Source organism: Pseudomonas sp. NFR16, assembly GCF_900108875.1.
Classification (GTDB): domain Bacteria; phylum Pseudomonadota; class Gammaproteobacteria; order Pseudomonadales; family Pseudomonadaceae; genus Aquipseudomonas.
This window is the reverse complement of the sequence record NZ_FNYJ01000001.1, coordinates 1,526,934-1,551,214: the sequence shown is the minus strand read 5'-3', so window position 1 is coordinate 1,551,214 and position 24,281 is coordinate 1,526,934. Positions and strand designations below refer to the sequence as shown.

Below are 24,281 nucleotides of genomic sequence, written 5' to 3'. Positions count from 1 at the left end.
CATGGATGGGTCAGGTTGAGTGCATCGCGAGCAAGCTCACTGCTACAGAGTCAGACGTTACCGGGGCTGCTCCGCCAGACTGAAAATCCGCTCCATGGGCTGCCATTTGTTGCCCGGTTCGGTCCAGGGTGTCGGCTTCTGGAAAGCCCACATCAGGTCTTCCCATTCCTGCACTTTGGGGTTCTCGACAGCGGCCTTGTCCATCGCTTCGGCACTGAAATCTCTGGTGGTTTCCATGACCATGAAAAGCCGCGTGCCCAGCCGCCAGATCTGCATATCGAGCACGCCCTGTTCGCGCAGGTGAGTGGCGATCTCTGGCCAGATCCGCGCATGCAGGCGTTGATATTCGGCAATCGACGCGGGGTCGTCGGCCAGGTCCAGCGCCAGGCAAAGTCGCTGCGCGCTCATGTCAGCGCCCGGTCCAGATGGGTATAACCGCCATCGACCACCAGCCATTGCCCGGTAGTGTGCGAGGCGCGCGACGACAACAGAAACAGCACGCTGTCGGCGATTTCAGTTGGCGTGGTCATGCGCTTGCCCAGCGGGATTTTCTCGACGATCCTCGCCAGCTTCGCCTGTGGGTCGGCAAAGCTGTCGATCCAACGCTCATACAGCGGCGTCATCACTTCCGCCGGAATCACCGCATTGACCCGCACCCCATCCTCGAGCAACGAGGCCGCCCATTCGCGGGTCAGCGAGAGCTGCGCACCTTTGGACGCGGTGTAGCCGCTGGTGCCGCCCTGGCCGGTCAGGGCCGTCTTGGAACCGATGTTGACGATCGCACCCTGGCTCGCTTTCAGCGCCTCGACGCACAAATGCGCCATCAGGTAGTAATGGATCAGGTTCTTTTCCAGCGACTCGATGAACGCCTCGCGTCCCGCGTCCAGCCCGACGTTGTCGTTGACCCCGGCGTTATTGACCAACCCGTCGATGCGCCCGAAACGTTCGAGCACGCTGCTGACGGCGGCGGCACATTGCGCTTCGTCGCGCAGCTCGACCTGGACGAAGAGGCTTTGCGGCTGGCGCTGATCGAGCTGTGCAGCCAACGGCGGGGGCAGCGGCTGGTTGGCGAAGATCACCGGGATCGCGCCCTCTTCGGCCAGACCCAACGAGATGGCGGCGCCGATGCCCGAGCCGCCGCCGGTCACGATGATGACTTTGTCTTGCAGATGCAGATTCATGGACAGTTTCCTTGCAGGCCATAAAGGCGGAGGGCAGTGCCGCCACGGATCGCCGCCTGTTCGTCGGCAGACAGCTCGCGCAGGGCGCTTTCGAATAAGTGGTGGACGTCGCCGTAGCTGCCGGCCAACTGGCACACCGGCCAGTCCGAGCCGAACATCAAACGCTGCGGACCGAACAGCTCCAGTGCCAGGTAGAAATACGGCAGCAGTTGCACGGGTCGCCATTGCTGCCAGTCCGCCTCGGTGATCAGCCCCGAGAGCTTGCAACTGACGTGGGGCAGGGCCGCAAGCGGGCTGATGCGGTCGGCCCAGGCCAGCGGGTTTTCCTGCGACAGATCGGGTTTGCCGAGGTGATCGAGGATGATGTGATGGTCGTCGTGACGTTTGCAGAACTCGGCAGCGGCCGGTAGATCGGCGTCCTTGATCAGCAGGTCGTAGCTCAGTTCGCGGGCTTGCAGCAGACGCATGCCTCGGGCAAGCGCCGGGTCCTGCATGAACAGCGAAGGCGAGGGCTCGTCCTGAATCAGGTGGCGCATGCCCACCAGCTTGCGGGCCTGCGACCAGCTTTCCAGTTGACGTTCCAGATCCGTCGCACGCAAATCGACCCAGCCGACCACACCGACGATCCACGGATACTCATCGGCCAGCGCCAGCAGCGCATCGGTCTCATCGCTGCATTGGCGGGCCTGCACGGCAACGCAGCCGTCCAGGCCGTGCGCGTCGAGTAACGGCTTCAGGTCCTGTGGCTGAAAGTCACGACGCAGCAGGCCGTGGCGATCATCAATCCACGGATACTCCTGCGCCCGGTAACGCCAGAAATGCTGATGAGCGTCCAGGCGTAACGCGGACGCCGGGTTGCTCAAGTGTCGGGACGACATTATTGTTGTACTCCGTCCGTTTCGTTGCCTGTCACATCTCATCTGCAGGCATGCGCTTGCTCGCGATTGCAGCGTGTCAATCGATAGATGCGGTGCAGATATACCGCTATCGCGAGCAAGCTCACTCCTACAAGGGATAAGCGTTTGATCAGGGAAAAGCAGGATCAGCCCCGATAGGCGTACTGTTTCCTCGAGGCCTCTTTCATCTGGATCGAAAACCCTGGCGCCGAGGGTGGCATGTACGCTGCATCGCGGATCACGCAGGGGTCTTCGAAGTGTTCATGCAAGTGATCGACGAACTCCACCACGCGGCCTTCGTGAGTCCCGGCGATGCACAGGTAATCGATCATCGACAGGTGCTGCACGTACTCGCACAGCCCGACGCCGCCGGCATGCGGGCACACCGGCAGGTGATATTTGGCAGCCATGAGCATGACCGCCAGCACCTCGTTGACCCCGCCCAGGCGGCAGGCGTCGATCTGCACCACGTCGATGGCTTCACGCATGATCAGTTGCTTGAAGACGATGCGGTTCTGGCACATCTCGCCAGTGGCGACTTTTACCGGCAGTACGCCGAGTCGAATCTTGCGGTGGCCCTCGACGTCATCCGGGCTGGTCGGCTCTTCGATGAACCAGGGCTTGGCAAAGGACAGCTCGCGGACCCAGTCGATGGCGGCGTCGACTTCCCAGACCTGATTGGCATCGATCATCAAATGCCGATCCGGACCGAGCACTTCGCGGGCGATGCGCACCCGGCGAATGTCGTCCTGCAGGTCGCGGCCGACCTTGAGCTTGATGTGCGAAAAACCGCCGTCGACGGCTTCCTGGCACAGCCAGCGCAGTTTGTCGTCGGGGTAGCCCAGCCAGCCGGCAGAGGTGGTGTAGCAGGGATAACCCTTGGCCTGCAGCGCTGTCAGGCGCTCGGCCTTGCCCTTGGCGCGATCACGCAGCAAGGTCAGTGCTTCGTCCGGGGTGATGCAGTCGGTGATGTAACGAAAGTCGATGCAGCGCACCAGTTGCTCGGGGCTCATGTCGGCCACCAGTTGCCACACCGGCTTGCCCTCGGCCTTGGCCCACAAGTCCCACGTGGCGTTGACCACCGCGCCGGTCGCCAGGTGAATGGCGCCCTTGTCCGGACCGATCCAGCGCAACTGGCTGTCGCTGGTGACGTGACGCCAGAAGCGCCCCATGTCTTCGGCGATCCACTCAAGCTTCAGGCCGACCATGACGCCGGACAGCGCCTTGATCGCCGCGCAGCAGATCTCGTTGCCACGGCCGATGGTGAAGGTCAGGCCATGGCCCTGCAGCGCGGGATCATCGGTTTCAAGAATGACGTAAGCGGCGGAGTAATCCGGGTCGGGGTTCATCGCGTCGGAGCCGTCCAGCGACTGCGAGGTGGGAAAGCGAATGTCTTCAACGCGCAGGGCGGTGATGGTCGTCATGGCGAATCCCTTTTGGAATTGTTGTCGGGAGGCAGCGAGTCTCGGATGCTGTGGTCATCCGGCGGGCGTGAGTGCTCAGCGCGAGGCCAGTCTGTCCACCGCTTTTCCGCGGTCCGGACGACGCCTTGGTGAGCGTGCTCACTGCCCTCCGTGCAGTGCCGTCGGTCAGTGCGACGGCGCCATCCTGATCAAGCGTCGACGGTCAGTTGCTCCTGTTCACCCAAGCCTTCGATGCCCAGGCGCATGCGCTGACCGGCGCGCAGGAATACCGGCTCCGGCTTGATACCCAGACCCACGCCCGGCGGCGTTCCGGTGGAAATCACATCCCCCGGTTGCAGGCTCATGAACTGGCTCAGGTAGCTGACCAGTTTCGGGATCTGGAAAATCATCGTGCGGGTATTGCCGTTCTGGTAACGCTTGCCGTCCACTTCCAGCCACAGGTTGAGCTGATGCGGGTCGGCGATCTCATCCTTGGTCACCAGCCACGGGCCGGTCGGGCCGAAGGTGTCGCAGCCCTTGCCCTTGTCCCAGGTGCCGCCGCGTTCGATCTGGAATTCGCGCTCGGAGACATCGTTGATGACGCAGTAGCCGACCACGTGATCCATCGCATTGGCTTCGTCGATGTAGCGCCCGCCCTTGCCTATCACCACGCCCAGCTCCACTTCCCAGTCAGTCTTTCTGGAGTTGCGCGGGATTTCGACGTTGTCGTTCGGGCCAACGATCGCGCTGGTCCACTTGTTGAAAATGATCGGTTCCTTCGGGATGTCGGCGCCGGTTTCGGCCGCGTGGTCGGCGTAGTTCAAGCCGATGCAGATGAACTTGCCGACCTGACCCACGCACGCACCGATGCGCGGTGTGTCCTGCACCAGCGGCAGACTGGCCGGGTCCAGCGCCTTGAGCCTGGCGATGCTTTCCGGGCTCAGCGCCGGGCCTGACACGTCATCGATGAATTCCGACAGGTCGCGAATGCCTCCGTCCTTGTCCAGCAGGGCCGGGAGTTCTTTGCCTGGTTCGCCGTAACGCAGCAGTTTCATTGGATGTCCTCGTTTGAATGATGAATCAGCATGGGGTGTCAGCCCGTGTAGGCGTGCTTGCTCGCGAGAGCGTCGTATCAGCCACCGCTTGCGAAACAGGCATATCGCATCGCGAGCAAGCTCACTCCTACAGGGGGCAGGTAGGCGTGGGTGAGTTCAATTACTCCATCCACCATCGATGATCTGTGCCGTACCGGTGGTGAACCCGCTGGCAGGGGAGCCGAGGTATAACGCCAGTTGCGCGATTTCCTGCGGCGTGCCCAGGCGCCCCATGGGCTGGCGGGCCTCGAACGCAGCGTACACGTCGGCCTCGTCACGCTGCTCGCGGGCCGCCTGTTCGGCCACCCGTTGACGCAATGACGGCGACTCGACGGTGCCGGGGCAGATGCAGTTGCAGCGGATGTTCTGACCGACGAAGTCGGCGGCGACCGAGCGAGTGATGCCGATCACGGCGGCCTTGCTGGCACAGTAGGCGAAGCGATTGGGGACGCCCTTGATGGCCGAGGCTACCGACGACATGTTGATGATCGAGCCGCCGCCGTTGGCCAGCATGGCGGGCAGGAACGCCCGAATCATCTTGTACATGGCCGTGACGTTGAGGTCGAACGCGAAATTCCAGTCTTTGTCCGAACACTCCAGAATGTTGCCGCTGTGCACCACGCCTGCGCAGTTGAACAGCACATCCAGTGCGCCGATCCCAGCGGCCAGTTGCTCGATGGCGCCATGGTCGGTGACGTCGAGTACGTGTTTGTGCACACCCTGCAGGGTATCCAGCGCGGCGCCGTTGATATCGACCGCAAAGACTTCCGCGCCGGCATTCTGATAAGCCTCGACACTGGCTTGACCGATGCCTTGAGCTGCGGCAGTGATGAGCACGCGCTTACCGGTGAGGTCCATGATGCATCCTTTGTTTTTATTGTTGAGAAGACCGTGGTTGGTCTGATGGTCAGGCCATTCGACGCGCGGCAGGGGAGTTGAGCCGAACCCTTTCGGGTTTGCTATCATCCGCTCGTCACAGGCGTCCAATGGTCAGGCCATTGGTCCTGTTTTTAGCACTTGTTTTCGGCCTCAACAAGGTCATTTTCATGCCGGACAGCCATCTTCATCTTTGAGCCGAGTGCCCATGCCAATCCAAGCTATTGATAACCAACGGCTTTACCGCCAGATCGCCGATCAGCTTCGGGCCTTGATCGACAGCGGTGAATTCCCGCCCGGCAGCCGATTGCCCGCCGAACGAGAGCTGGCCAAGTTATTGGGTGTCAGCCGAGCGTCAGTGCGCGAGGCGATGATCGCGCTGGAAGTCATCGGCCTTGTCGATGTGCGCGTCGGAAACGGCGTACTGGTGTGTGAGCCACCGGTGCAGGCGCTGTCGGATGAACCGGTGATGACCCAGGCGACCCGCGATCAATGGAAAGACGTCGATCCGGAGCTGGGCATCCAGGTGGATTTCAGTGCGGAAATTCCGCCGTTCGCCTTGCTCCAGGCGCGCCGTCTGATCGAGCCGGAGACCGCGGCGCTGGCGGCGCTGAACGCGAGTGATGAAGAACTGGAATCGATCCGCGAAGCCTTCGAGCGCAACACCCGCGACAACCGCGAACATTCCCACACCCATCCGGGGGACCGGCTGTTCCATATCCGCATCGCCCAGGCGTCGGGCAATCCGGCCTATGCGCTGATGATCCAGCACTTGCTGGGTCATCAATACGGCAGCATGTTCCAGCGCCTGCAGGCACATTACACGTCCGACGACATGCCGTTCCGCTCGGAGCACGAGCACCGTCTGGTTCTGCAGGCGCTGCAGAACCGTGACCCGCACGCCGCGCGGCAGGCGATGACCGATCACCTGGATGAAGTGATCCGGATCTTCAGCCGCGGCGGGGTGTAAAGGTCGACGCGGCTGCAGACGATTCAAGCGTTGTCGGTCATGCGTCGGTGGAGAGCGTCACCGCTTCCCACGCGGCAATTTCCGATTCCAGCAAGGCCAACTTGTCCCGCACCAGTTTCAACGCATCGCTGCCGAGCAACAGGTGGGCAGGCGGGTTTTCGCTGTCGATCAGTTTCAGCATGGCGTTCGCCGCTTTGACCGGATCGCCGATCTGTTTGCCGCTGCGTTCCTCCCGGGCCTTGCGGATCGGGTCGAAGGTTTCGTCGTAATCGGCGATCTGGCGAGGCGAGCGCTGCATCGAACGCCCCGCCCAATCCGTGCGAAAACCGCCTGGCGCCACCGCCGTGACGTGCACGTTGAACGGCTTGAGCTCCTTGCCCAAGGCTTCCGAAATCCCTTCCAGCGCGAACTTGCTGCCGTTGTAGTAGGCAATGCCCGGCATGGTGATGAAGCCGCCCATCGATGTGATGTTGAGAATGTGGCCTTTGCGACGCTGACGAAACAACGGCACGAAGGCTTTGGTGATCGCGACGGCGCCGAACACGTTGACATCGAACTGGCGGCGCAACTCGTCCAGCGACGACTCTTCCAGAATGCCTTCGTGACCGTAGCCGGCATTGTTGACCAGCACGTCTACCGGGCCGAAGGCTTTGTCGACGTTGGCGATCACGGTGTCGATGGCGTCGAATTCGGTGACGTCCAGCAGCACACCGTGAGCGCGGCCGTTCGCCCCGGATTCAAATTCGGCCAGTGCCTCCTGGGTGCGCAGGGTGCCGATCACGGTGTGTCCGGCGGCCAGCGCCTGTTGCGCCAACGCTTTGCCGAAGCCACTGCTGACGCCGGTGATGAACAGGGTTTTGGACGTGCTCATATCGTTTCCTCACAAGGCAGATGTCGTTGCTCGATAACGCCATATTAGAAACCTCGGGCTGCGAAGCGCTGTACCAGTCCTCCGGGATGATTGCCTGATCCTGCACGGGACGACATGCCCGATCCTTGCGCGCGAACACTGCAGGACCGGCTTTAGCCGGGAAGGGGTCGGTGCGTTAGGTGGAGATGCAGCGGCTGGAAATCAGTCTTCGCGGGCAAGCGCGCTCCTGCAGTGACAGAGCGGGTGCGCGCGCCTGCGAACGGGCGTGCAGCGTTCAGGTTCGGGGGTTGGCCGAGTTCTTGGTCACCAGCCGCAACCCACTCGCCACGCTGCCCACGGCGGCGAAACCGGCGCCAATGCTCAAGGCCAGCACCGGGCCGTGTGCGCTGGAGATGCCGAAGCTCAACGCGACCAGCGCCGCGCCTGTCGCCTGACCGATCAGCCGTGCCGTGGCGATGGTGCCGCTGGCGCCGCTGGAGCGCTCCTTGGGGGCGCTGGTCATCAGGGCTTTCTGGTTGGGCGCCTGGAAGAAGCCGAAGCCGATGCCGCAAAGGATCATCCGCAGCACGATGGACACGACGCTGGCGTCGGCCGGCATGGTCGCCAGCGAAATCATCCCGCCGCACAGCATGGCCAGGCCAATGCCGCCCAGCAGGCCGGGTGGGTAGCGGTCCGACATGCGCCCGGCGAACGGCGCGATCATCGCCACCACCACCGACCATGGCGTCATCAGAAACCCCGTCTGCACCGGATCGCGGCCCAGCGTGGTTTCAAAAAAGAACGGCAGTGACACGAACGCCAGCCCTTGGGTGGCGAATGAGCAGAATGCGGTCAGCGCCGACAGGGCGAACATCGGCCGCTTGAGCAAGTCCAGCGGAAACATCGGTGCCGGATGGCCCGCCTCGCGCTTGAGCATCGCCGCGCCGCCCACCAGAAACACCGCCAGCGCAATCAGCACGCTGCTCATGGAGCCCAGCTGCGCCGCTTGGCTGAGCGCGAAAATCAGAGCGCCGAAGGTGATCACGTTGAGGATCGCGGTCACCCGGTCGAAGGTCAGGCTGCCCGGCCGGGTGGCAGGCAGGGAGTTCCAGGCGAAGACCAGCGCGAACACGCCGATCGGCAGGTTGATCGCGAACAGCCAGGGCCAGTTGGCGACCGAGAGCACCAGCGAGGCGATGGTCGGGCCGATGGAAAACGAGGTGCCGACGACCAGCGCGTTCATGCCCAGACCGCGACCGAGGCGTTCGTGGGGGAAGATCGAGCTGATCAGCCCGGCATTGACGCTCATGATCGCGCTGGCGCCAATGCCTTGCAGTACGCGGGCGATGGTCAACGTCGGCAACGACCACGAAAACGTACACAGCGCCGACGACACCACGAACAGGATCAGGCCACCCAGATACACTTTTCGCTGCCCCAGCACGCCGCCTAACGCAGCGAATGGCAACAACGTGGCGACGGCGGCGAGTTGGTAAGCGTTGATGATCCATACCGATGCGGCAGGCGAGGCGTGCAGATCGGCGGCAATGGCGGGGAGTGCGGTATTGGCGATGGCCGTGTCCAGTGTCGCCAGGGCGATGGACAGCAGAATCGCGACCATGCCGCGAAATTCGCGAGAGGTCAGCTTATCGTTGACGCGAGGGGAGTCCTGAGTGGCGGGCTGGACCATTATCGACAACGCTCCGAGAGAGGCGACAGACGGGTCTGCGAGCACAGACGAAACCGTGATGGTGCCGGTTTGGCAGGGGGCTGTGCAATGGGCAATGGGCAATGCTTGAGTTTGAGCGGTTCGCGGGGTGCGGTGAAGGCGAACGGCTGTACAAGCGAGCTTGCCCGCGACGCTTTCATATCTTTCAACCAGATGCGGGTGACGCTGCGTCTGTTCGAATCAATGAGCTTGTGTGCGGGCAAGCGTGTCGTTCAGAGCGATGGTGCTTAGCCCGCCGGCGCATCGATATCCCGGTCAGTCTCTCCCGTCTGATTCTCTTCCTTGGTCGTATCCGGCGACTCATGCTCTTCGGGTTCGAAGTCAGGCGTGAAGCTGTTTTCGCCGGACAGGTTGCCGTTGTTCTGCTGACTCTGCGCACCGTTGTTGCTCTGACTCTGCGCGCCGCCCTGCGCAGGCGCATTGTCCTGACCCATCTGGTTATCCGGGGTATCCGGGTCGATGGCCGGGTCGTTGCGTTCGCCGTTCTGCTGATTGTTCGGGTTAGCCATATCCACCTCTTCGGTCATGCCCTGTTCAAAGGGCTTACAGATATCGATGGCGGCGCCTTGCAAGCGTTCGATCAATCTGCCGACTGGTTGCCAGCGCGGCTCAGCTGTCTCGATAGGCGCCCGTCACCGGCAGGCGGCTGCCGAGGCGATAGCGCGAGGAGGGATGCACCAGCCGCACGAAGGTGACCACGCGACCGCTGTTCCACGTCCGGCGCAGCAACACCAGACACGGCTCGCGGGCGTCGATCTGCAACAACCTGCGCTCCTCGGCGCTCGGGTGACTGGCTTCGACGATGTGCTCCATCTCGTCCGGTTGAATGATCTGCAGCAGGTAGCGCGCCGACTGCAATGTGTCGCCGAAGGGCTGCTCGAGAAACGCCGGAGCGGTCTGCGGATTGACGTAGCGATCTTCCAGTTGCACCGCAACGCCGTCCTCGTAATGCACGCACAGCAGATGAAACACCGACGCGCCCGTCGTCAGGGACAGCGCAGCGGCGATCGGCATCGAGGCGGCTTCCCGACCCAGATGCAGCACCTGGCAATGATAGCGATGACCGCGCGCGACGATCTCGTCGGCGATGTTGGTGATGTGCAGCAGGTTGGACTGCGGCTTGCTCTCGGCCACGAACGTGCCGACCCCGGTCACCCGCAGCAGCCGGCCTTCTTCCGTCAGTTCGCGCAGGGCGCGATTGACTGTCATGCGCGACATGCCCAGTTCCAGCACCAGACGGTTTTCCGAAGGAATCAGGTCGCCGGGCTTCCATTCCCCGGACACCAGCTTGCCGTGCACGAACGCCTTGGCCTGCCGATACAGGGCCTGCGGTGCCGGCTTGTCCATCATTGACCTCCTTAACGCAGTACGGGCCGGGTGATCACCTGCAGGAGCGCGCTTGCCCGCGATCGCGACGGGTCTGCCCCAGCCTGTCTTAAGATCCGACCGGTTCCCGGCCAATCGCGGGCAAGCGCGCTCCTACAAGATCAGCGCTTGCTGTTTGCCGTCCTGCCAGAATGCGTTGCGGTCCAGGTAGTTCTGCAAAAACTGCTGCAAACGCGGCTGTTCCGCGTTGTGGAAAATCTGCTGCGGCGTGCCGCGCGCGACCACCTCGCCCTGATCGAGGAAAATCACCGAGTCGGCCACCTGCGCAGCGAAACCCATCTCGTGGGTCACCACGACCATGGTCATGCCTTCTTTGGCGAGCGTCTTCATCACTTGCAGCACTTCGCCCACCAGTTCCGGATCCAGCGCCGAGGTCGGTTCATCGAACAGCATGATGTGCGGCTCCATCGCCAGTGCCCGGGCGATCGCCACGCGCTGCTGCTGACCGCCCGACAGCTGCGCCGGATAGGCCTGGGCCTTGTGTGCCAGGCCGACCTTGTCGAGCATCGCCATGCCACGGGTGTTCGCTTCGTCTGCGGACAGTTTGCGCACGCGGCGCAAGGCTTCGCAGACGTTGCCGATCGCTGTCATGTGCGGCCACAGGTTGAACTGTTGGAACACCATGCCGACGTTGCGCCGCACCTGATTGATCTGCGACTGCGGTGCGCGACGGCGACCCTTGTCGGTGTCCTGCCAGCCGAGCAGCTGGCCCTCGATGCGGATCTGGCCTTCGTCGTATTCCTCGAGAAACGCCATGCTGCGCAGCAGGGTGCTTTTGCCCGACCCGGAAGGGCCGATCAGGCACACCACTTCGGAGCGGCGCACCTGCAGATCGATGCCTTTGAGGACGCGCAGATTGCCGAAGCTTTTGCCGACCCTGTCCAGCGTCAGAATGGGTGGCTGCTCGCCGGGCGCTGTTGCCGAAGTCTTCATGCTTTCACCTTGTTTCTCGCGTGTGCTGGCGGACACGGGGCCGCTGGGAATCAGGAAACTGTTCATCGTGGTTGCTTGTTCATGAAGCGGCCGACGCGGGTTTCCAGGAGCATGCCCAGCCGCGAGCACAGCTCCACCAGAATCAGGTAGCCGATGCACAGCATCAGCAGGGTTTCGACGAACGCGAACGTCTCCGAGCCGATCCCGGTGAGCACCATGGTCAGCTCCGGAATGGTGATGATCGACAGCACGGCGGTTTCCTTGCACAGCACGGTGATCATGTTCACCAGTGCCGGAAGGATGATCACCAGCATCTGCGGGACCTGGATGCGCCAGATGCATTGCAGGCGGGTGATGCCCAGGCAATCGGCGGCTTCCAGTTGCCCGCGGGCGACCGAGTCGAAACCGGAACGGAAGATTTCGGCGAAGTACACGCTGCCATAGACGCCCAGGCCCAGGATGCCGGCCGGAATGGGGTCCAGGCTCAACCCGAAGGACGGGCCGCCGTAATACACCAGAAACAGTTGCACCAGAAACGGCGTGCTACGGATCAGCTCGATGAACACCCTGAGCGGCGCGCGCACGACGTTGTTGCCGAACACCTGTGCCACGGCGATCAACATGCCCAGCGCGATGCCGAGGACGACGCCGCTGCTCCAGGTGGCAAGGGTGACCATGAAGCCCGAGCCGATGTCGCCCAGGTGGTCGGTGATGATGGTCGGATCGAAGATCATGCGGTCTGCTCCTTGAGCCGACGCTCCAGCACGCTGCCACAGAAGGCCAGCGGAATGTTGATCAGGCAATAGAAGCCGGCCAGCATCAGGTAGTCCTGAACGAACATGTAGTCGCTGGCGGCGAGGTTCTGCGCGGTGCGCGTCAGATCGGCCAGGCCCACCACCGATACCAGTGACGATGCCTTGATCAGCAGGATCATTTCATTGACCAGCGCCGGCAGCGTCAGGCGTACGGCCTGAGGCACACGGATGCGGATCAGCATCTGGCTGGCGCTCATGCCGAGCAACCCAGCGGCTTCGAGCTGGCCGCCCGGAATGGCGAGGAAACCGCCGCGCATGATTTCCGCAATGTAGGCGCCCGCCGCCAGCGACAGGCCAATGATCGCGGCCACCGTGGGCGACACGTTGGGCAGGCCGATGCGCGGCAGGAAGTAATAAATGAACAGCAACTGGACCAGCAGCGGAATGCCGCGAAACACGAAGATGTAAGCGCCGCCCAAACGGCGGAGCAGGGGAATCGGGGACAGACGCAGGCTGCCGACGACGATGCCGATGACGAAACCGAACGCCAGCGCGGCGATGGACACCTGCAACGTCACCCACAGGGCGCCGAGCAATAAAGGTGCGTTCTGCTGCAGCAAGGGCCAATCGAACACGTTGTGACTCCAGCTATCTCGAACGGGTGGCGTTGCACGTGTAGGAGCGTGGCTTGTCCCGCGATCGGCTGCGAAGCAGTCGCAAGTCCATGTCTCCCGGCGGTACCTGAAACACCGCATGGGTAGACTTTACGCCGACTTCGTCGCCGGTCGCGGGACAAGCCGCGCTCCTGCGGAGGGGCGTGGCGTTGCTGAGCGCGCGCTTTACCACGTCGGCTCGAAATCACCCTTCGGCACGTCCATCTCCGCACCGAGCCATTTTTTCTGCAGGGCGGCGAGGCGGCCGTCGTCGTGCATCTTGGTCAGGGCTGCGTCCAGCGCCGCGATCAGGCTGTCGGCATCGGCGTCCTTGCGGCCCAGGTACGCGAAGTAGGATTTCTTGCCGAACGGCGGCTGCACCACTTTGTACAGATTGGCTTTCTGGGCAGCGACGTAAGAGATGTTCGGCAGCGAGTTGGCGACGGCGACGATGCGCTTGGCGGCGAGGTCAGCGTAAGCCTGGTTGTTGTCGACGTATTCGCGAATAGTGACCTTCTCCGGCAGGGTCGCGGCAAAGGCTTTGAGCTCTTCGAGTTGCGCCGACCCTTTACCGGCACCTACGGTCTTACCGGCGATGTCTTCAGGCTTCTTGATGCTGTCGTCCTTGGCCCCCGCCATCAGCGCTACAGTGGCTTCGGCAATGGGCGAAACGAAGTGATAGCGCTCTTTGCGCGCCTTGGTGACGATGATCGGGCCGGCAACCACATCGAATTTCTTCGCTTCCAGGCCTGGCAGCACGCTCGGCCAAGGCAGATCGAGGAACTTGATCTTGACCCCCAGCTCCTTGCCCAGCTCCTGGAACAACTCGGCGTTCAGGCCTTTCTGTTTGCCCCCATCGAGAAAGTCGAACGGGGCAAATTGCATTTCGGTGCCGACAACCAGCTCTCCGGCTTTCTTCACGTCGGCCAACTGGTCCGCCTGCGCCGCGATGGAGAAAGCCGTCAGCGCCGCTGCGATGCTCAGGCTTTTGAACGTCTTACTGAAAAGAGAATCGAGTCGCATTGTGTAACTCCTTCAGATGCAGTGTTGTCGTCGTGAGGTGGGGCAGATGTGCTACGGGTGCTGCAGTTAGCGTGCCATACCGGTATATACAACCGGCCGGCCGTTCAGCCGAAGATCTTGCCCGGGTTGAGAATGCCCTTGGGGTCCAGGCTGTTTTTCAGCGCGACCATCGTCTGCATGGCGTCCGCACTGACCGAGTGGTGAAGAAACTCGCGCTTGAGCAGGCCGATGCCATGCTCGGCGGACACCGCGCCGCCCAGCTCGCCGACCGCGCTGTAGACCAGTTCTTCGATCTCGAACACGGGCGCAGGCTGAGGCAGCGAATGGCAGTCCACCGTCAGGTGCAGATTGCTGTCGCCGATGTGGCCGAAATACACGCTGCGGTTACCGGGCCAGCGCAAGTCCAGGCGTTCGCGACACAGGTCTGCGAAGTCACCGATCTGGCCAATGGGCAGGCTGATGTCGAAATTCAACGGCGCCAGGCGGAGCGGAAACTCTGCGGTCGCTTCACGGATCTTCCACAAGCTGCGCGCCTGGGCCTGCGAGCTGGCAAGGATGGCGTCGACCACTTCGCCCGCCTCGAGGGCGGCTTCCAGTGTCTGCTGCAGCGTTTCATCGCTGGCCGGGGATTCGAGCAGGACGTAAAGCGGGTGATGATCCGGCATGGGCGAAACCGGGTTTTCCAGCCAGGACACGCCCATGCGGAAGAAGTCCCGCCACATCAATTCGTACGCCTGGGGCGTGCCGACGCTGCGCTGGATGCGCCGCAGCAAGGCAACTGCGCTGGGGTAGTCGGGCAGGGCGCAGAGCAACGTGGTGGACTGGCCCGGCTGTGGCGCCATCTTCAGCACCGCGCGGGTAATCACCCCAAGGGTGCCTTCGCTGCCGATGAAGCACTGTTTCAGGTCATAGCCGCAGTTGTTCTTGATCATCTTGTTCATCAGGTTCAATACACGACCGTCGGCCAGCACGACTTCCAGGCCCAGCACCAGGTCGCGGGTCATGCCATAGCGAATCACCGCGTTGCCGCCGGCGTTGGTGGCGATGTTGCCGCCGATCTGGCAGGAACCGCGCGCGCCCAGGTCCAGTGGAAACAGAAAGCCGGCGTCGGTGACGGCCTGCTGAATGTCCTGCAGAGCGGTACCGGCCTTGACCGTGACCGTGGCGGCCGCGGCATCGATTTCTTCGATGCCCTGCAAACGGTCCAGCGACAGGGCGATGTCGGTCGCGCGCGGCACTGCGCCGCCCGCCAGCCCGGTCATGCCGCCTTGCGGGACGACCGGTTGACCTGCAGCGTTGCAGATGCGCAGGGCGGCGGCGACCTGTTCGGTGTCTTCAGGCAGGAGCAGCGCTGCCGGGCACGTGGGGGCGTGACGGGTCCAGTCGCTGTAGTGGCGCTGACTGATCGAGTCGCCCGTCAGCACTTGCGCCTCGCCCAAGGCGTCGCGCAATCGGGTCAGGGTCTGTTGCAGGTCGTTCATGACATCAACTCACGGAAAAGGTCGCGTCGCGCTGGCGGCTGGCGCGCAATTGGTTCAGGTCCGGCTGCCCGAGTAGGGTCAGGGCCAGACGCAATTCATGACTCAGCAGATCAAGGGCGTGACCGGCACCCGCCTGGCCGCCCACGGCGACGCCATACAGCGTGGCGCGGCCCAGCAGGACTGCATCGGCGCCCAGCGCACAGGCTTTGAGAATGTCGGTGCCGCGCCGGATGCCGCTGTCCAGAAGGATGCTCAGCTTGCCTTTCGCGACCTCAGCGATGGCGGGCAAGCAATCGAGACTGGCAGGCACGCCATCGAGCTGGCGTCCGCCATGGTTGGTCACCACGACGCCATCGAGCCCAAGCTGCACGGCACGTTCGGCATCCTCAGGGTGCATCACGCCCTTGAGCAGCAGCCGATACGGCCAGCGCTCGCGCAGGCGGGCGAGAAACTCCCAACTCAGCTGCTTCTCCATTTTCGCGCCGATGAAATGCGCGGCGCCGGCAGCGTTGCGTTGATCGAAAGGCAAGTAGCGATCCAGATTGGCCATGCTCGGCATGCCGTGGGGCCACAGCGTCTGCCGGATCCAGCGCGGATGGCGCAAGACGTCCAGTTTGTTGCGCAGGCTCAGTTGGCGCGGACGGGCGAAATTACGTCGGTCCCATTCGCGATTGCCGAGCAGAACGGCGTCTGTGGTCAGCAGCAAGGTCTTGCAACCCAAGGCGTCTGCGCGCTGCAGCAAGTCTTCCTGCACGGCGGGGTCGCTCATGCTGTAAAGCTGAAACCACAGATCGACGTCCGGAACGGCCTGGACGATCTGCTCCATCGAGCTGGTCGAAACCGTGCTCAGGGAGAAGGGCAGCCCGCGCTCGGTGGCAGCGCGCGCCAGGTGGATATCGGCGTCGCGAAACAGCATGCCGTTGTAGCCCGTGGGCGCGATGGCCATCGGCAGTTTTTTCTGCTCGCCGAGCAGCGTGCGGCGCGTGTCCGGCGACTCGCCCGGCACCAGCGTCCGGGGCAACAGGCTGACCTCGGCGAACGCCTGGCGGTTGCGCGCCAGGGTCAGTTCTTCCTCGGCGCCGCCCTCAAGGTATTCCCAGGCAAAATGCGGCAAGCGACGACGGGCCATATGGGCCAGTTCGGCAATGCTGTGCGCACGAGTGAAATCAGTGCCGGCGTGATAGCGACGCATGAATGTCCTTGGTCGAGCTGTATAGACAGCCAACGCAAGATACAGGCCAGCTCAGCGCGCGAGGCTGGGTCTCGGGCTGCCATCGATCTCCGCAGAAAAAAGCTGAAAGGATGTCACCAAAAGTTGCACCGATTGCGTTCCCGTGCCCATTGATGGGGCGTCCAGAAACTTCATTCCAGCTGTTTCGCTCCACCTGTACAGGCGCGGGGGAGGCTCCGCGATTGGGGAGATCAGCCACCGGTTGCCGGTCTGACACACCGCAATCGCGGGCGCGCGCGTTCCTGCCGACTCACGTGTTTTATGCCCGGCATAGTAAATGCTTCACCTGTCTATACAGCTTGCCGATCCTTTCGTAGACAGGAGTTTGCATGAGCGTTCACAGCAACCCCGCAGCCATCAGCCTTCCGCTGATCGACATGGCCGGTGTCCGAGAAGGCGACCCGTCGGCGATCGCGCGTGCCGGAGAGGCCATCCGGAAGGCCTGCAGCGAAACCGGGTTTTTCTACATCATCAATCACGGCGTGCCGCAGAAGGTGATCGACACCGCCATGGCCGCGGCGAGGACTTTTTTTGCCTTCCCGGCAGAGGTCAAACGCCAGGTTGCGGTGAACAGGCGCCATCGCGGCTGGCACGCGCTGGGCGGAGCGCTGATGTACGAAGCGACCAAGCCGGATTTCAAGGAATTCTTCAGCATGGGCCTGGAGTTGCCGGAAGACGATCCGTGCGTGTTGGCGGGGGAGGCGCTGCGCGGACCCAACCAGTGGCCGGATTTCATGCCCGAACTGCGTCTGGCGCTGGATGCGTATTACGAAGAGATCGGCCAGGCCGGCGCGGATCTGCTCAAGGCGGTCGCGGTGGGGCTGGGCATCGCCCCGGCGTTTTTTGAGCCCAAGTACGGTAAACGCCTGCAACGCACGCAAATGGTCTATTACCCGCCGCATCCGCCGAGGGCTGAAACAGATCAGTTTGGCGTGGCGCCGCACACCGATTACGGCTGCATCACGCTGTTGTATCAGGACAACAGCGGCGGCCTGCAAGTGCGCGAGCTGGGCAGCAACAGCTGGATCGACGCCACGCCGATGGAAGGCAGCCTGGTGGTCAACGTCGGCGATCTGCTGGCGCGCTGGTCCAATGACCGTTTTCGATCGACGCTGCATCGGGTGATCAACACGTCGGGGCACGAGCGGTATTCGATTGCGACTTTTTACGACCCGACCTATGGCGCGGTGGTCGACCCCTGCGATCTGGGCATCGATCCCGGATCCAGCCTGTATCCACCCGTGGCGGCAGGCGATTACATCCTCAAGCGGATCGACGACTCCATGGCGTATCGCAAGAAAGCGCAGTGATTAAAGCCATGAGCCGATGGATTCGATTGGATGAACGCGAGCAAATGTAAGAGCGCGCTTGCCCGCGATGGCTACGTCTGTGAAGGGCAGGTTGCCTGACGCTGCACGTTCGCGGGCAAGCGCGCTCCTACAGGGTTGTGTGTCAAGCACAAAAAAGGGGAAGCAGACATCAATCTGCTTCCCCTCGTGCCGCTTCCGGCTTGCGGCTGCTGTTTCAGATCACGGCCAGAATCGCCTGGGTCACCGCTTCGATGTTGCGCGTGTTCAACGCTGCAACGCAGATGCGGCCGGTGTCCAGCGCGTAGATGCCGAACTCGTTGCGCAAACGATGCACCTGCTCGGTGGTCAGGCCTGAGTATGAAAACATCCCACGCTGGCGCGCGACGAAGCTGAAGTCCTGGCCCGCGGCATTGTTCGCCAGACGTTGGGTCATCTCTTCACGCATGCCACGAATGCGCAGGCGCATTTCTGCCAACTCGTCTTCCCATTTCTGACGCAGCTCAGGGCTGTTCAACACCGCGGCAACGATGGTCGCGCCATGGGTCGGCGGGTTGGAGTAGTTGGTGCGGATCACCCGCTTGACCTGCGACAGGACGCGCGCGGTTTCTTCTTTGGACTCGGTGACGATCGACAATGCGCCGACGCGCTCGCCATACAGTGAGAACGACTTGGAGAACGAGCTGGAGGCGAAGAACGTCAGGCCGGAGTCGGCGAACAGGCGCACGGCGGCGGCGTCTTCGTCGATGCCATCGCCAAAGCCCTGATAGGCCATGTCCAGGAACGGCACGTGGCCTTTGGTTTTCAGGACCTCAAGGACCTTTTTCCAGTCTTCCAGGGTCAGGTCGACACCGGTCGGGTTGTGGCAGCACGCGTGCAACACGACGATGGAGCCCGCCGGCAGATTCTGCAGGTCTTCCAGCATGCCCGCGCGGTTGACGTCATGGGTCGCAGCGTCGTAATAGCGGTAGTTCTGCACCGGGAAGCCGGCGGTTTCAAACAGCGCGCGGTGGTTTTCCCAGCTCGGGTCGCTGATGGCGACGACGGCGTCTGGCGAAAGCTGCTTGAGGAAGTCGGCACCGATTTTCAGCGCGCCGGTACCGCCGACGGCCTGCACGGTCATGACCCGGCCCGAGGCCAGCAATGGCGACTCGGCACCGAACAGCAGGGTCTGCACGGCCTTGTCGTAGGCTGCGATGCCATCGATCGGCAGATAGCCGCGGGGTACGTGTTGAGCGACACGAATCTCTTCTGCTTCGGCAACGGCACGCAGCAGCGGAATTTTCCCTTCTTCGTTGCTGTAAACGCCCACACCCAGGTTGACCTTGGTCGTACGGGTATCAGCGTTGAATGCTTCGTTGAGGCCCAGGATAGGATCGCGTGGTGCCATTTCGACAGCGGAGAACAGGCTCATTTTTGCGGCAGCTCTGAATGGGGAGTGAATGGGTAGCATCGCTCCGGCCGAATGCACTAGAGCGGTGCACAAACGGGGAGCTAGTATAGAGGCCATCGCGGACGGGGGCGACAGGGCGGGGGCGGTTTTTTCGAGGTATTTCCGATTATTTCCCGACCGTTAGTCATGTCGCGCGGACTAATGTCCTGATGACGGCTTGAAAGCCGGCGATGACGACTCCATTTGTGGTCCCATCACTTCCTTTCACGTGCGTCTTTTCCTTTGGCGGGATCAGTCGTCCGCGCTCATTACGCCCCGGCCAGACGTCATGCTGCGGGGGCGAACACAGAGGTACGTTATGTCCGAGTTCCAACTCGTTACCCGTTTTGAGCCGGCCGGGGATCAGCCGGAAGCCATTCGTCAGCTGGTCGAGGGCATCGACGCCGGGCTGTCCCACCAGACCCTGCTCGGCGTAACCGGCTCAGGCAAGACGTTCAGCATTGCCAATGTCATTCAGCAGGTCCAGCGCCCGACCCTCGTGCTGGCGCCGAACAAGACCCTGGCCGCTCAGTTGTATGGCGAGTTCAAGGCGTTCTTCCCGAACAACGCGGTCGAGTATTTCGTCTCTTACTACGATTACTACCAGCCGGAAGCTTATGTGCCTTCGTCCGACACCTTCATCGAGAAGGATGCGTCGATCAACGACCACATCGAGCAGATGCGCCTGTCCGCGACCAAAGCCCTGCTGGAGCGCAAGGACGCGATCATCGTCACCACGGTGTCGTGCATCTACGGTCTGGGCAGTCCGGAAACCTACCTGCGCATGGTGTTGCACGTCGATCGCGGCGACAAACTCGACCAGCGTGCCTTGCTGCGCCGCCTGGCGGACCTGCAGTACACCCGCAACGACATGGACTTCGCCCGCGCGACCTTTCGCGTGCGCGGCGACGTGATCGACATTTTCCCCGCCGAATCGGACCTCGAGGCCATTCGCATCGAGCTGTTCGACGATGAGGTCGAAAGCTTGTCGGCCTTCGACCCGCTGACCGGTGAGGTGATTCGCAAGCTGCCGCGCTTTACCTTCTACCCCAAGAGCCACTATGTGACGCCGCGCGAGACGCTGCTGGACGCGATGGAAGGGATCAAGGTCGAGCTGCAGGAGCGGCTGGAGTACCTGCGCGGCGCCAATAAGCTGGTGGAAGCGCAGCGCCTGGAACAGCGCACCCGTTTTGACCTAGAAATGATCCTTGAGCTGGGCTACTGCAACGGCATCGAAAACTATTCTCGCTATCTGTCCGGTCGTCCGGCCGGGGCGCCGCCGCCCACGCTCTACGATTACCTGCCGGCCGATGCGCTGCTGGTGATCGACGAGTCCCACGTCAGCGTGCCGCAGGTAGGCGCCATGTATAAGGGCGACCGCTCGCGCAAGGAAACCCTGGTGGAATACGGTTTCCGCCTGCCGTCGGCGCTGGACAACCGGCCCATGCGGTTTGACGAGTGGGAATCCGTCAGCCCGCAGACCATCTTCGTTTCGGCCACGCCCGGTCCTTATGAAGGCGAGCACGCGGGGCGGGTGGTCGAGCAAGTCGTCAGGCCGACTGGCCTGGTCGACCCGCAGATCGAAATCCGTCCAGCGCTGACGCAGGTCGACGATCTGCTGTCGGAAATCAAGAAACGCGTCGAGCTGGAAGAGCGCGTGCTGGTGACGACGCTCACCAAGCGGATGTCCGAAGACCTCACCGACTACCTGGCCGACCATGGCGTGCGCGTGCGTTACCTGCACTCGGACATCGACACCGTGGAACGGGTGGAGATCATCCGCGATCTGCGCCTTGGCACCTTCGACGTGCTGGTGGGAATCAACCTGCTGCGCGAAGGCCTGGACATGCCCGAAGTGTCGCTGGTAGCGATTCTCGATGCCGATAAGGAAGGCTTCCTGCGCTCCGAACGCTCGCTGATCCAGACCATCGGCCGCGCGGCGCGCAACCTCAACGGTCGGGCGATCCTTTACGCCGACAACATGACCGGTTCGATGGAGCGGGCCATCGGCGAAACAGAACGCCGTCGCGACAAGCAGATCGCGTTCAACCTCGCCAACGGCATCACGCCCAAAGGCGTGGTCAAGGACATCACCGACATCATGGAAGGCGCCACCGTCCCCGGCTCGCGCAGCAAAAAACGCAAAGGCATGGCCAAGGCCGCCGAGGAAAACGCCAAATACGAAGCCGAACTGCGCTCGCCCAGCGAAATCACCAAGCGCATTCGCCAGCTGGAAGAGAAGATGTACCAACTGGCTCGGGATCTGGAGTTTGAAGCAGCGGCGCAGATGCGTGATGAAATCACCAAGCTGCGGGAGCGGTTGTTGGCGGTTTGAGTGTTTGATGCTGCTCGCACGGTTCTACGCGCGGCATAAGGCTCGATAAGCTGGATGGCGTCAATGCGCAGCCCCACCCTTGACGCCCGACGGCAGCTTTTTGGTCAGCATCACCGCCACCATGCTAATCCCCAGCGCGATCCCGACAAAGTGAAACGCGTCGTTATAGGCCATGATCGCGGCCTGTTGGTGGGCGATTTCGCTGAGCTTGCCCAGTGCCGCCGTCTCGTTGCCCAATCGGTCGGTCAGTTGCGTCAGGCGCTCGGCCACCTGCGGGTTGGCGGGGGAGACGGATTCTCGCAGGTAATCGAAGTAGGTCTTGGTGCGGGCATCCAGGAGCGTTGCCAGCAAGGCAATGCCGATGGCACCGCCGAGGTTGCGCAGGATGTTGAACAGGCTCGACGCCGAACCTGCGTCCTGCGGCTGAATGAAAGCCGTGGCGATCAGCGAGACGGTGACCATGATCAGTGGCTGCCCGAGGGCGCGGACAATCTGGATGTGGTTGAACTGCGGCCCGGCAAAGTCAGGGTTGAGCACGCCTGACGAAAAGCTGGCAATGCCGAACAGGCCAAAGCCAAGGGCGCACAGCACTTTGGGGGAGATGATCTTCATCAACTGTGGCACCAGCGGAATCAAGAACAGCTGCGGCACGCCCATCCACATGATCACTTCGCCGATCTGCTGGGCGTTGTAGCCTTGCACCTGCGCCAGGTACAACGGCAGCAGATAGATCGAGCCGTACAATCCCACGCCCATGCCGACGCTGGAAATACTCGACAGTCCGAAGTTGCGGTTACCCAGAATGCTCAGGTTGATCAACGGTCGGGGTCTGGAAAACTGGATGATCACGAACGTGATCAGACTGAGCAGGGCGACGCCGCCCAGGCTCACGATCAGCGTCGACTCCAGCCAGTCCTTGCGATGCCCTTCTTCCAGAAACACTTGCAGGCAGCCGAGGCCGACGCCAAGGGTCACGATGCCAGCGTAATCGGTGCTTTTGAGCAGTTCCCAGTGCGGCGCTTTCTTTTCCAGTCCGTAGAGCAGCCCGGCAATCATCACCAGGCCAGGCGGAATATTGATGTAGAAAATGTATTCCCAACCGAAACTCTCCGTCAGCCAGCCACCCAGGGTCGGGCCGATGGAGGGCGCGAAGGTCGCGGTCATGGCGAACAGCGCCATGCCTTTGGCGCGGTGGTGTTCGGGGAGTTTGATCAGCGTCAGGGTGAACGCCAGCGGGATCAGCGCGCCGCCGGTAAAACCCTGCATGGCGCGGAACACGATCATGCTTTCCAGGCTCCAGGCCATCGAGCAGAGCAGCGAAGACAGCAGAAACCCCAGCGACACCCACACCGCCAGACGTCGCGCGGAGAGCAGCTGCACCAGCCAGCCGGTCAGCGGGATCATGATGATTTCCGCCACCAGATAGGAGGTGGAAATCCACGAGCCTTCTTCAAGGGTCGCCGACAGCGCTCCCTGAATGTCCTTGAGGGACGAGTTGGTGATCTGGATGTCCAGCACCGCCATGAAGGCGCCGAGCATCACACTCATCACTGCAATCCAGTCGCGCCGGGTCGGCTCACCGACTGGGCGGATCAGTTCGTCACCGGCCACTGTGCGGGTCGTTCGCCGGCTTGATGTTGACCGAAACGGTCACCGACATGCCCGGGCGAACCTTGCCATGCAGAGGGTTATCCGGCGCGAACGTCAGCTTCACCGGAATGCGCTGCACGACTTTGGTGAAATTGCCTGTCGCGTTGTCCGGCGGCAGCAGGCTGAACTGCGCGCCGGAGGCGGCGAACAGGCTGTCGACCCGGCCTTGAATCGGCGTGCCCGGAAAACTGTCGAAGGTCAGTTCGGCCGGCTGACCGATTTCCATGTGCTCGATTTGCGTTTCCTTGAAATTGGCCTGCACCCAGATGTCCTCATCAGGCACCACCGACAACAGGTAGGCGCCGGCCTGAACGTACTGACCGTTGCGGGCGGCACGCTGGCCGATCAGGCCGCTGATCGGTGCATGAATTTCAGTGCGCTGCAGGTTGATCTGCGCCTGAGCCAGGTCGGCGCGGGCGTTGGCGATCTGCGCGTCCAGGCGCTTGATGTCGGCGTTCAGTGCATTGACTTGCTGGCGTTGGCTCTGCGCATCGGCCTGGGCCTTGGTGACTTGCGAGCGCGCGACGCTGCTGTCGGCGGTCATGGTCGTCACCTGCGCTTCGGAGACGAACCCCGGCGTGCGCAGTTTCTGCAGGCGGGCCAGGTCGAGCTGCGTACGACCCAGCGTCGCCTGATTGGCCTGCACCTGAGCGTCGCTTGCGGCAATCAGGCTCGCCTGCTGAGTCAGCTTGCTTTGCGCTTGCAGGCGCTCGGCTTCACGCGTAGCGAGGGTGGCCTGCGCCCGCTCGATGGCCAGCCGGAAGTCGTCGGGTTCCAGACGCACCAGCAATTGCCCCTGCTGCACAGGCTGGTTGTCCTGCACCAGCACCTCGCTGATCCGCGCGCCCAACTGACTGGAGACGCGCGTGATCTCGCCCTGCACGTAAGCATTGTCGGTGGATTCGTAGAACCGGCCCTTGAAGTACCACTGGGCGAAGAAGGCGAGGGCGATCAGCAGGACCACCCCGAGAAAGATGAGCAGGCGGCGTTTGAGTTGGGCGGGCATGGTCGTTCTGAATTATTAGAATGTAAGCAAATTTATCAGCATTCGCGATCGGGCATCTAGCGACCGTTGGAATAATGACTGGAAGTGATA

The 24,281-nt window shown here is 62.4% G+C and carries 22 protein-coding genes; 3 read left to right on the top strand and 19 right to left on the bottom strand.

Going from position 1 to position 24,281, the window contains the following annotated elements:
• Positions 1–57: 57 nt before the first annotated feature.
• From BMZ10_RS07050 to BMZ10_RS07025, 6 genes are all read right to left on the bottom strand, one after another.
• Positions 58–408, bottom strand: coding sequence for an L-rhamnose mutarotase (locus tag BMZ10_RS07050; RefSeq protein ID WP_093459273.1), 351 nt, complete (start codon positions 406–408; stop codon positions 58–60).
• Positions 405–1,181 carry an L-fucose dehydrogenase gene (locus BMZ10_RS07045; protein ID WP_093459272.1) on the bottom strand — a complete coding sequence of 259 codons (777 nt, stop codon included), beginning with the start codon at positions 1,179–1,181 and terminating at the stop codon, positions 405–407. The genes BMZ10_RS07050 and BMZ10_RS07045 overlap by 4 nt, the downstream gene beginning before the upstream one ends.
• A complete protein-coding gene (locus tag BMZ10_RS07040) occupies positions 1,178–2,059 on the bottom strand; it encodes an amidohydrolase family protein (RefSeq protein WP_093459271.1) in 882 nt (293 codons plus the stop codon). The genes BMZ10_RS07045 and BMZ10_RS07040 overlap by 4 nt, the downstream gene beginning before the upstream one ends.
• Positions 2,060–2,223: 164 nt before the next feature.
• Positions 2,224–3,501 (bottom strand): L-fuconate dehydratase, encoded by a 1,278-nt coding sequence (locus tag BMZ10_RS07035; RefSeq protein ID WP_093459270.1) that lies wholly within the window; start codon positions 3,499–3,501, stop codon positions 2,224–2,226.
• A gap of 188 nt (positions 3,502–3,689) precedes the next feature.
• Complete coding sequence (locus BMZ10_RS07030; RefSeq protein ID WP_093459269.1) at positions 3,690–4,535, bottom strand: fumarylacetoacetate hydrolase family protein; 846 nt, start codon at positions 4,533–4,535, stop codon at positions 3,690–3,692.
• A 156-nt stretch (positions 4,536–4,691) separates the two neighbouring features.
• Positions 4,692–5,432, bottom strand: coding sequence for an SDR family oxidoreductase (locus BMZ10_RS07025; protein WP_093459268.1), 741 nt, complete (start codon positions 5,430–5,432; stop codon positions 4,692–4,694).
• Positions 5,433–5,658: 226 nt separating this feature from the next.
• Here BMZ10_RS07025 and BMZ10_RS07020 point away from each other — a divergent pair, with 226 nt between their 5' ends.
• Positions 5,659–6,420 carry a FadR/GntR family transcriptional regulator gene (locus BMZ10_RS07020; protein ID WP_093459267.1) on the top strand — a complete coding sequence of 254 codons (762 nt, stop codon included), beginning with the start codon at positions 5,659–5,661 and terminating at the stop codon, positions 6,418–6,420.
• Between the two features lie 37 nt (positions 6,421–6,457).
• On the opposite strand, the gene BMZ10_RS07015 is transcribed toward BMZ10_RS07020, so the two are convergent.
• The 10 genes from BMZ10_RS07015 to BMZ10_RS06970 form a co-directional block, all read right to left on the bottom strand.
• Positions 6,458–7,291: an oxidoreductase gene (locus BMZ10_RS07015; RefSeq protein WP_093459266.1), complete on the bottom strand. Its 834-nt coding sequence runs from the start codon at positions 7,289–7,291 to the stop codon at positions 6,458–6,460.
• Positions 7,292–7,565: 274 nt separating this feature from the next.
• Positions 7,566–8,891, bottom strand: coding sequence for an MFS transporter (locus BMZ10_RS07010; protein ID WP_093460114.1), 1,326 nt, complete (start codon positions 8,889–8,891; stop codon positions 7,566–7,568).
• A 335-nt stretch (positions 8,892–9,226) separates the two neighbouring features.
• Positions 9,227–9,508, bottom strand: coding sequence for a hypothetical protein (locus tag BMZ10_RS07005; protein ID WP_143070267.1), 282 nt, complete (start codon positions 9,506–9,508; stop codon positions 9,227–9,229).
• 100 nt (positions 9,509–9,608) lie between these two features.
• Positions 9,609–10,346: a histidine utilization repressor gene (hutC, locus tag BMZ10_RS07000; protein ID WP_093459264.1), complete on the bottom strand. Its 738-nt coding sequence runs from the start codon at positions 10,344–10,346 to the stop codon at positions 9,609–9,611.
• 132 nt (positions 10,347–10,478) lie between these two features.
• On the bottom strand, positions 10,479–11,318 hold the full coding sequence (locus tag BMZ10_RS06995; protein WP_218147174.1) for an amino acid ABC transporter ATP-binding protein: 840 nt from the start codon (positions 11,316–11,318) through the stop codon (positions 10,479–10,481).
• 62 nt (positions 11,319–11,380) lie between these two features.
• Positions 11,381–12,052 carry an amino acid ABC transporter permease gene (locus BMZ10_RS06990; protein ID WP_093459262.1) on the bottom strand — a complete coding sequence of 224 codons (672 nt, stop codon included), beginning with the start codon at positions 12,050–12,052 and terminating at the stop codon, positions 11,381–11,383.
• On the bottom strand, positions 12,049–12,708 hold the full coding sequence (locus BMZ10_RS06985; protein WP_218147172.1) for an amino acid ABC transporter permease: 660 nt from the start codon (positions 12,706–12,708) through the stop codon (positions 12,049–12,051). Before BMZ10_RS06985 ends, BMZ10_RS06990 begins: the two co-directional genes overlap by 4 nt.
• Positions 12,709–12,912: 204 nt before the next feature.
• A complete protein-coding gene (locus tag BMZ10_RS06980; protein ID WP_093459260.1) occupies positions 12,913–13,749 on the bottom strand; it encodes a transporter substrate-binding domain-containing protein in 837 nt (278 codons plus the stop codon).
• A 104-nt stretch (positions 13,750–13,853) separates the two neighbouring features.
• Entirely contained in the window at positions 13,854–15,230 is a 1,377-nt protein-coding gene (locus tag BMZ10_RS06975; RefSeq protein WP_093459259.1) for an FAD-binding oxidoreductase, read from the bottom strand.
• Between the two features lie 4 nt (positions 15,231–15,234).
• Positions 15,235–16,422, bottom strand: a complete 1,188-nt coding sequence (locus BMZ10_RS06970) for an alpha-hydroxy acid oxidase (protein ID WP_093459258.1) — start codon at positions 16,420–16,422, stop codon at positions 15,235–15,237.
• Between the two features lie 368 nt (positions 16,423–16,790).
• Between BMZ10_RS06970 and BMZ10_RS06965 the strand changes: the two genes are divergently transcribed.
• Positions 16,791–17,771: an isopenicillin N synthase family dioxygenase gene (locus BMZ10_RS06965; protein WP_093459257.1), complete on the top strand. Its 981-nt coding sequence runs from the start codon at positions 16,791–16,793 to the stop codon at positions 17,769–17,771.
• A gap of 214 nt (positions 17,772–17,985) precedes the next feature.
• Here the strand turns inward: BMZ10_RS06965 and BMZ10_RS06960 are convergent, their stop codons facing one another.
• Positions 17,986–19,182 (bottom strand): amino acid aminotransferase, encoded by a 1,197-nt coding sequence (locus tag BMZ10_RS06960; protein ID WP_093459256.1) that lies wholly within the window; start codon positions 19,180–19,182, stop codon positions 17,986–17,988.
• 337 nt (positions 19,183–19,519) lie between these two features.
• Here BMZ10_RS06960 and uvrB point away from each other — a divergent pair, with 337 nt between their 5' ends.
• The gene (uvrB, locus tag BMZ10_RS06955) at positions 19,520–21,535 is read left to right on the top strand and encodes an excinuclease ABC subunit UvrB (RefSeq protein WP_093459255.1); all 2,016 of its coding nucleotides are present in this window, start codon (positions 19,520–19,522) and stop codon (positions 21,533–21,535) included.
• A gap of 60 nt (positions 21,536–21,595) precedes the next feature.
• On the opposite strand, the gene BMZ10_RS06950 is transcribed toward uvrB, so the two are convergent.
• Both BMZ10_RS06950 and BMZ10_RS06945 read right to left on the bottom strand, forming a co-directional pair.
• Positions 21,596–23,086, bottom strand: a complete 1,491-nt coding sequence (locus BMZ10_RS06950; protein WP_177182080.1) for an MDR family MFS transporter — start codon at positions 23,084–23,086, stop codon at positions 21,596–21,598.
• A gap of 49 nt (positions 23,087–23,135) precedes the next feature.
• Entirely contained in the window at positions 23,136–24,191 is a 1,056-nt protein-coding gene (locus tag BMZ10_RS06945) for an HlyD family secretion protein (RefSeq protein WP_093459253.1), read from the bottom strand.
• Between the last annotated feature and the right edge of the window lie 90 nt (positions 24,192–24,281).